We start from the raw sequence: 2,812 nt of genomic DNA, 5'->3' as shown, positions 1-2,812 counted from the left end.
CCCTCGCCGTTCTTCTCCCCCCCCCCCCCCCCCCCCCCGCGGGGGCGCGCCCCCCCCCCCCCCCCCCCCGCGGGGCGGGGGGGGGGGGGGCCCCCCCCCCCCCCCCCCCCCCCCCACCTCTCTCAGCGGGTGGGTGATCCGGGGTCAGATCTTCTCGTCGTTGCCGCCGGCGTGCGGGGCCGCGAGCTCCTCGACCTCCTCGGCGGTGAGGGTGGTCCCGGTGCTCCGCCTGGAGCGGCGCAGCCACTTCTCCAGCCAGGAGGCGAAGGCCGTGAGCGCGAAGTTCACCGCGATGTAGACGGCCGCGATCACGACCAGGGTGGCGATGGTGTTCGAGCCGTAGTTGGCCGGGATGGTGCGGTAGGCGGACATCAGGTCCTCGACGCCGAGGATGGCGCCGCCGAGCGCGGTGTCCTTGAGGATCACGACCAGCTGGCTGACCAGGGCGGGCAGCATGGCGGTGACGGCCTGCGGCAGCAGGATGAACTGCATGATCTGGCTCTTGCGCATGCCCAGCGCCTTGGCGGCGTCGGACTGGCCGTGCGGCAGCGAGAGGATGCCCGCCCTGACGATCTCCGCGATGACCGAGGCGTTGTACAGCACGAGGCCGGTGACCACGGCGTACAGCGGCCGGATCTCGGAGCCGATGGCGGTGTACTCGACGTACAGCTGGCTGGCGAACAGCATCAGCATGAGGACCGGGATGGCGCGGAAGAACTCGACCCAGGCACCGACCGGGCCGCGGATCCAGCGGTGCTCGGAGAGCCGCCCGACGCCGAGCAGGGCGCCCAGCGGGATGGCGATGACGATCGCCAGGATTCCCGCCTTGAGGGTCTCACCGAGGCCGGGCAGGAGGAACGTCGTCCAGACGTCGCCGTCCTCGACGAACGGCAGCCACTTGGAGGCCTCCATCTCGCCCTTGTCCGCCATCGTGGCGATCACGTACGCCAGGGCGCCGCAGAACACGATGCCGAAGGCGATGGTGTAGAGGACGTTGCGCCGCCTGGCCCTGGGGCCCGGGGTGTCGTACAGCACGGAGCTCATCGCTTCACCGCCATCCGCTTGGCCACCCAGCCGAGGAACAGACCGGTCGGGAGGGTCAGCACGATGAACCCGAAGGCGAAGACCGCGAAGACGGCCAGGATCGCGTCGGATTCGTTCTCGAGCATGGTCTTCATCAGCGTGGCCGCCTCGGCGACGCCGATCGCGGCCGCCACCGTGGTGTTCTTGGTGAGCGCGATCAGCACGTTGGCCAGGGGCGTGATGACCGCGCGGAACGCCTGCGGCAGCACGATCAGGCGGATGACCTGGGTGAAGCTCAGGCCCAGCGCGCGGGCGGCCTCGGCCTGGCCGGGCGGCACGGTGTTGATGCCGGAGCGCAGCGCCTCGCACACGAAGGTGCCGGTGTACGCGATGAAGCCGAGGACCGCGAGGCGGAAGCCCTTCGACTCGAAGGTGTCACCGCCCAGCGTGACGCCGAGGGTGTCGCCCAGGCCGAGCGAGCAGCCGATGATGATCAGCGTCAGCGGGGTGTTGCGGACCAGATTGACGTACGCGGTGCCGAAGGACCGCATCAGCGGGACGGGGCTGACCCGCATGGCGGCCAGCATGGTTCCCCAGATCAGGGAGCCCGCCGCCGACCAGAGGGTGAGCTGCACCGTCACCCAGAAGGCGCCGAGCAGGTCGTACTGCGGATTGTCTAGAAAATCGAACACGTCGTTGCCCTGCGCTCTCCTCAGGATGGCTGGTGGGGCACGCCGCCGGTGGCAGGCCGGCGGCGTGCCCCGTCAGTGGCTCAGCTGCCCTCGGTGACCTGCGGGGCCGGCTCGTTCTTGTAGTTCGCCGGGCCGAAGTTGGCCTTCACGAACTTGTCCCAGGAGCCGTCCGCGACCATGTCCTTGAGCGCCTGGTTGATCTTCGCCCGGTCGGGGTCGCCCTTCTTCAGGCCGATGCCGTAGTTCTCGTCGCTCAGGGTCAGGCCCAGGAGCTTGAACTTGCCGGCGTGGTCGGGCTGCGCGGCGTAGCCGGCGAGGATGGAGTTGTCCGTGGTGATCGCGTCGACGGACTTGTTCTCCAGGCCGGTGATGCACTCCGAGTAGCCGCCGACCTGCTTGAGGTCGGCCTCGGGGGCCAGCTTCTCCTTGACGTTCTGCGCGGAGGTCGAGCCGGTGACCGAGCAGAGCTTCTTCTTGTTGAGGTCCTCGGCCTTGGTGATCGAGTTGTCGTCGGCGCGGACCAGCAGGTCCTGGTGGGCCAGGAAGTACGGGCCGGCGAAGTCGACCTTGGCCTTGCGCTTGTCGTTGATCGAGTAGCTCGCGACGATGAACTTCACGTCGCCGTTCTGGAGCATCGTCTCGCGCTGGGCGCTGGGCGCCTGCTTGAACTCGATGTCCTTCTCGTCGTAGCCGAGCTTCTTCGCGACGTACTTGGCCACGTCCACGTCGAAGCCGGTGAACTTGCCGTCCGCGGTCTTCAGGCCGATGCCGGGCTGGTCGAACTTGATGCCGACGACGACCTTGTCGCCGGAGCCGCCGTCGCCCTTGTCGCTGTCGCCGCCACAGGCGGTCGCGGTCAGGGCGAGGGCTACGACGGCCGCGGCAGCGGCGCCGACCTTGGAAACCTTCATGGTGAACTTCCCTCGGATGAGACGTGGTTGACGTTGACGAATACTGCTGACCGGATCAGTACCAGACCAGACCGGGACCGGTCAGTGGTGCAGGATCTTCGACAGGAAGTCCTTGGCACGATCGCTGCGCGGGTTGTTGAAGAACTGGTCGGGCGTCGCCTCTTCGACGATCTTCCCGTCGGCCAT

Annotated in this window: 3 protein-coding genes and 1 pseudogene; all 4 read right to left on the bottom strand. The window is 68.4% G+C overall.

Features of this window, described 5'->3' with window-relative positions; all coding sequences use genetic code 11:
• Positions 1–144 precede the first annotated feature (144 nt).
• Positions 145–1,044 (bottom strand): amino acid ABC transporter permease, encoded by a 900-nt coding sequence (locus tag ACIF6F_RS37735; protein ID WP_399958518.1) that lies wholly within the window; start codon positions 1,042–1,044, stop codon positions 145–147.
• Positions 1,041–1,715 carry an amino acid ABC transporter permease gene (locus ACIF6F_RS37730; RefSeq protein ID WP_399958515.1) on the bottom strand — a complete coding sequence of 225 codons (675 nt, stop codon included), beginning with the start codon at positions 1,713–1,715 and terminating at the stop codon, positions 1,041–1,043. The genes ACIF6F_RS37735 and ACIF6F_RS37730 overlap by 4 nt, the downstream gene beginning before the upstream one ends.
• Positions 1,716–1,795: 80 nt before the next feature.
• Positions 1,796–2,626, bottom strand: a complete 831-nt coding sequence (locus ACIF6F_RS37725) for a glutamate ABC transporter substrate-binding protein (protein ID WP_399958512.1) — start codon at positions 2,624–2,626, stop codon at positions 1,796–1,798.
• Positions 2,627–2,707: 81 nt separating this feature from the next.
• Positions 2,708–2,812: pseudogene (locus ACIF6F_RS37720) on the bottom strand (amino acid ABC transporter ATP-binding protein); the annotation flags it as partial.

It is taken from the genome of Streptomyces sp. NPDC086023 (assembly GCF_044540325.1).
GTDB lineage: Bacteria > Actinomycetota > Actinomycetes > Streptomycetales > Streptomycetaceae > Streptomyces.
The sequence above is the reverse complement of the archived record's forward strand: the minus strand, read 5'-3'. Positions and strand labels throughout refer to the sequence as shown.

Coding starts and splice junctions, on each gene's coding strand:
- ACIF6F_RS37735 (WP_399958518.1), bottom strand. CDS start 1,044: ATGAGCTCCGTGCTGTACGACACCCCGGGCCCCAGGGCCAGGCGGCGC.
- ACIF6F_RS37725 (WP_399958512.1), bottom strand. CDS start 2,626: ATGAAGGTTTCCAAGGTCGGCGCCGCTGCCGCGGCCGTCGTAGCCCTC.